Below are 4,081 nucleotides of genomic sequence, written 5' to 3'. Positions count from 1 at the left end.
CGCTTTACCCGGCACGTACCAGTCTTCAGGCCAACCGTCGTTCGGCGCGGAAACGCGCGCACCGTGCACGTGGGTGACGGTGCGAACGTCGGGTTTGGATTTCTCCGCGCCATGAATACCGTGATCGATAGGCAGGAAATGCCGGGTGGGAAGCTCGTTGGCCCATTCCACCAGTACCGGCTCGCCACGGCGCGTCACGATCGTGGGGCCCGGCGTGGACCCTGCGTAACCCCATTGCGGTGTCGGCGGCAGATCCCGGTGCACCCTGGCACTGAATGCCTGCATCGGGATGCGGTAGAGCGGCAGCTGCCGGCCTGCGAACGCGGCGTGGGTACGCTTGCCTGTGGGCAAGGCGATCGGCGGTACCGGCAGGGCGTCGACGAACTTTGCCATGGTCACCGGGTTCACCAGCGGCACGTTCGGCGCGGCCAGGGCGGGCATGGCCATCCGTTGCTTCATCGGCATGGCCATCGGCGTATCCATCGCCTGGGCCACGCGCCATGGTTCGACGAAAACGCATGCACCGGCGAATCCGCCGGCAACGCCCAGGAAACGGCGTCGGGAAGTATCCATGGGAAGTTATCGCTGATTGCCTGTCGTGCGGGCCACCGTAGGTCGGCTGGATGACAAGGATGTTTCAATCCGGGTCATTACACATGTTCCTTCATGTGGCAGCGGCAAGCGTCTCATCGAGATTGGAAGGCATGGCCATTCCGACTCGGTGGCAGCGTTCTATGCTGAGATGAAGAACACTTGCACCGCACGTCGCGCTCTTTTCGTGTGCGTTATTTCAGGCGATAGGGTGCTCGTCGTCTTGGACGATGCGGAGAGTACCCACTTTCAGTTCTCTTACGAAAAATATCTTGGGCTCAAAGGGCTTTCAGATAAGGACCGAGAACACATAGCCGCTGGTGAGGAGACCACGGTTGATCGAACGCGCCGTCTCTTCTATGTGAGCTGCACTAGGGCATTGAGAGACCTAGCGGTCGTCCTCTTCACGGCGGATCCCGAAAGAGCTGAGGCGCACGTGCGTCAACTTAACCTGTTTGAGGATGGCGCCATTCACACAAACGCCGTCTTCGAGGGGATGTAGCCCTAGAAGCACTTAGCCAGGCTGTTCAGCCGTAAAAAGGCAGAAAATATCATTCTGGATTGCACCCTATCGTGTCAATCCGGCCATTTTATGCGCCGGTGGCTACCAGCAGAAGCGCATAACGAGAAACCGTTGGTGGGCCCACCAGGACTCGAACCTGGAACCAAAGGATTATGAGTCCTCTGCTCTAACCATTGAGCTATAGGCCCGTGCGGGGCGGCCAAGTGTAACCAATGGATGTCCGTTCGACGATGGGCGCACATCCATGTGGCATGGCAAGGTGGCGTGACTAGGCGCGTTATCGGATGGTCGACAGTTCAGCAGGCCCCCCCTCATGCTTGACGGGTTTCCAACAGCAAGGGGGTTCCATGAAGAAGATTCTGATTTCCGCAGCACTGGCCGTCGCGGCCCTGGCGTTGCCGGCACTGTCGATGGCGCAATCGCGTCGCGTGGTTGTCGTGCATCACCCGGTGCACCACCGCGTGTATCACCCGGTTCACCATCGCCACGTTTACCACCGCCCGCCGCCGCGTCGTTACCACCACCAGCATCACCCGGTCGTGGTTATCCATCGCTGAGTCGTAGCTACGGCTTTTAAGAAGACGCCCGCTCTAGCGCGCGTTTTTTCAGCCCAGGCTCATCAACGCCTCCCATAAATCCACGGATGCCGTGGACAGCTTCCGAGAGTGGACCGCACACGTTTTCCTATACATACACGTTAAAGTATCACTACTATGACACCTAGTTCGCGTTGTTATGATACAAGAGTGTGCATATGACCGATGTCGCCAATCTTGAGATCTACCTGGACGGCGCCTGGTGCGCTGTTGCCTCGGTCCGTGTCCTTGGTGCTGCCGAGCGCGGCTGGGAAGCCGGAACGGACGTGGGGTATAGCGCCGGCTATGCACTCGACAACGAAGGCCGGACGGATGCCGCGGCGTTAAGCGTCAATCTGCCTGTCTCGTTGGAATCCACCAGAGGGGAGACCTGGCCGCCGTTCCTCGCCGATATGCTTCCCCAGGGTTTCGGCAGGCAGGAACTGTTGCGACAGCTTGGTATGCCGGAGACATCGGCGGCTTCGGCTGACTGGCGCTTACTGCTCGCTGGCGCGGGCAATCCCATTGGCAACATTCGCGTACGCGAGGCAGCTGTTCGCCTGGAGGAACATGCGCTCCGCGATCGCCGGGGCTTCACTGAAGGCGAGGTCGTCGAACGCGGCGACGCGTTCACCGAGCACTTGGTAAGGCACGGCCTGTTCGTTGCCGGGTCCTCGGGCGTGCAGGGAGAGTGGCCGAAGCTTCTTCTGGCGGAAGGGCACGACGGCCTCTACTACCTCGATCATGCACTCCCTGACGAGGACGTCGCCGCTCACTGGCTCGTCAAGTTCTCCCGAGGGCCGAGCACCGCTTTGGCGACCATTCTTCGCCTTGAGGCACCGTACATGGAGCTGGCGAGACATCTCGGTCTGGACGTCTACGGAAGAATGCGAGGCGGCCCGAGAACATTGTTCATTCCCCGGTTCGATCGGGCAGTTACCACGGCAGGCGTCCTCCGTTATGCGCAGGAGAGCATTGCGTCACTGTGTGGTCTGGCAGGCTTCGGGCTCGCGCCGTCACACAATGTCGCCCTCCGGCGCCTCGCGGCAGTGTGTTCGCACCGGGAGCGCGATGTCGTCGAGTACGTGCGCCGCGATGTTGCCAACATCGCACTGGGCAATAAGGACAACCACGCGCGCAATACGGCTATCCAGCGGCGCGCGGATGGCTATGTCGGGCTGACGCCGCTCTTTGACTTTGTTCCGATGATGCTGCATCCCGACGGCATCGCTCGCCGTATGCGCTGGGAGAGTGACGATGGTGGTGCACCGCGCTGGGCGAGCGTTATTCGGCAGGCGGTGGACGCGACGGGTATCGAAGCGGCCGCATTGACCCGCGCGCTCATCGAGATGGTGGGGCCGCTACGCCGCCTGCGTCAGCGGGCCCTGGAGATCGGTGTCGACGAGGCGATCATGGATATGCAACGTGCGTCCATCGACGATATCGTCTCCCAGATCGAGGCCCTCTGAGCGTGGACAAGCGCTTCAAAACGTTAACGACCGCCGAAGAGCTCGACATGCGTCGGGCCCTTCTGGACGACATCGAATCACATCCGGGGCGTCCGGTCCCCGAAGTGATTCGTCTCATACGGACGACGCTTCGCTTCACCATCGCCGAATACGCAAAGTTGTGTGGCGTATCGGCGCGCGGCCTTCAGGACATCGAACGTGGCATCAAAAGTCCGACGTTGGAAACCGTAGCGAAGCTGCTGCGCCCGCTGGGTTTGCGGGTAGGCGTCGTGACGCGTGATGCGGTGGCGCGTGCGGAGGCGGCCGCGAAAGCGCGCGAAAGTTGAGGGCGCCTTAGGCCTTTGCGCAGGGTCAGGACCGCAGCGGCTTCCCGCAGCTCCCATAGAAGCGATCCCCTGGTTCCACGGCCAGGCTACACGCGGGACCGGTGGGCGGAGCAGCCGTCACCGGCTCCGCCCAGCCGTGTCGCATGGGGTCCGGTTTCCTTAGGAGCATGAGCGTGCGAGAAGGCCGATCACAACGACGGCCGCGAGGACGACGAGTCCTCCCGCCTTGCTCGACCTCCGCCGCGGCCTGTATTCGCTCGTCGGTCTCAGCGGAGTTATCGGTGCAGGATGCGTCTGCAGCCACTTCGCATGACATGCGCCGCAGAAGAGGCGCGTCTTGCCGATACGCCACGCGTCGATGGTTCGTTGCGTGTGCGGGGTGAGCGCCTTGCAACGCCAGCAGTTGAAGAACCGTTCCTTTGGGGATCGGGGGCTTGAGTTCGTGAGGGCGAAGACGATCGTGCCCAGGACGATGATTCCCAGGATCACGCCGACTACGTCTTTGGTCGACAGGCTGTCCATTTCGCCATTCCCTTTTGCTGTGGGGATTAGAGCGCAGGTGTTGGGGCGGCTGCTACCGTACATCCGCGGGAGCCG

Annotated in this window: 4 protein-coding genes, 1 tRNA gene and 1 pseudogene; 3 read left to right on the top strand and 3 right to left on the bottom strand. The window is 61.6% G+C overall.

What is annotated here, in order from left to right; translation table 11 throughout:
- Window positions 1–573 (bottom strand): annotated as a pseudogene (locus tag VGM61_RS10235) (bilirubin oxidase); the annotation flags it as partial.
- Between the two features lie 653 nt (window positions 574–1,226).
- Window positions 1,227–1,302 (bottom strand) — tRNA-Ile (locus VGM61_RS10230).
- A 159-nt stretch (window positions 1,303–1,461) separates the two neighbouring features.
- Here VGM61_RS10230 and VGM61_RS10225 point away from each other — a divergent pair.
- The 3 genes from VGM61_RS10225 (at window position 1,462) to VGM61_RS10215 (ending at window position 3,484) form a co-directional block, all read left to right on the top strand.
- On the top strand, window positions 1,462–1,671 hold the full coding sequence (locus VGM61_RS10225) for a hypothetical protein (RefSeq protein ID WP_331522700.1): 210 nt from the start codon (window positions 1,462–1,464) through the stop codon (window positions 1,669–1,671).
- A gap of 197 nt (window positions 1,672–1,868) precedes the next feature.
- A complete protein-coding gene (locus VGM61_RS10220; RefSeq protein WP_331522699.1) occupies window positions 1,869–3,158 on the top strand; it encodes a type II toxin-antitoxin system HipA family toxin in 1,290 nt (429 codons plus the stop codon).
- A 2-nt stretch (window positions 3,159–3,160) separates the two neighbouring features.
- On the top strand, window positions 3,161–3,484 hold the full coding sequence (locus VGM61_RS10215; protein ID WP_107910766.1) for a helix-turn-helix domain-containing protein: 324 nt from the start codon (window positions 3,161–3,163) through the stop codon (window positions 3,482–3,484).
- Window positions 3,485–3,643: 159 nt separating this feature from the next.
- On the opposite strand, the gene VGM61_RS10210 is transcribed toward VGM61_RS10215, so the two are convergent.
- The coding region (locus VGM61_RS10210) for a hypothetical protein (RefSeq protein ID WP_331522698.1) at window positions 3,644–4,081 on the bottom strand (438 nt) is incomplete at its 5' end.

The sequence above is a fragment of the Pinirhizobacter sp. genome (genome assembly GCF_036499745.1).
In the GTDB taxonomy this organism is placed as follows: Bacteria; Pseudomonadota; Gammaproteobacteria; order Xanthomonadales; family Rhodanobacteraceae; genus Pinirhizobacter.
This window is presented reverse-complemented; position numbering and strand designations above follow the sequence as displayed.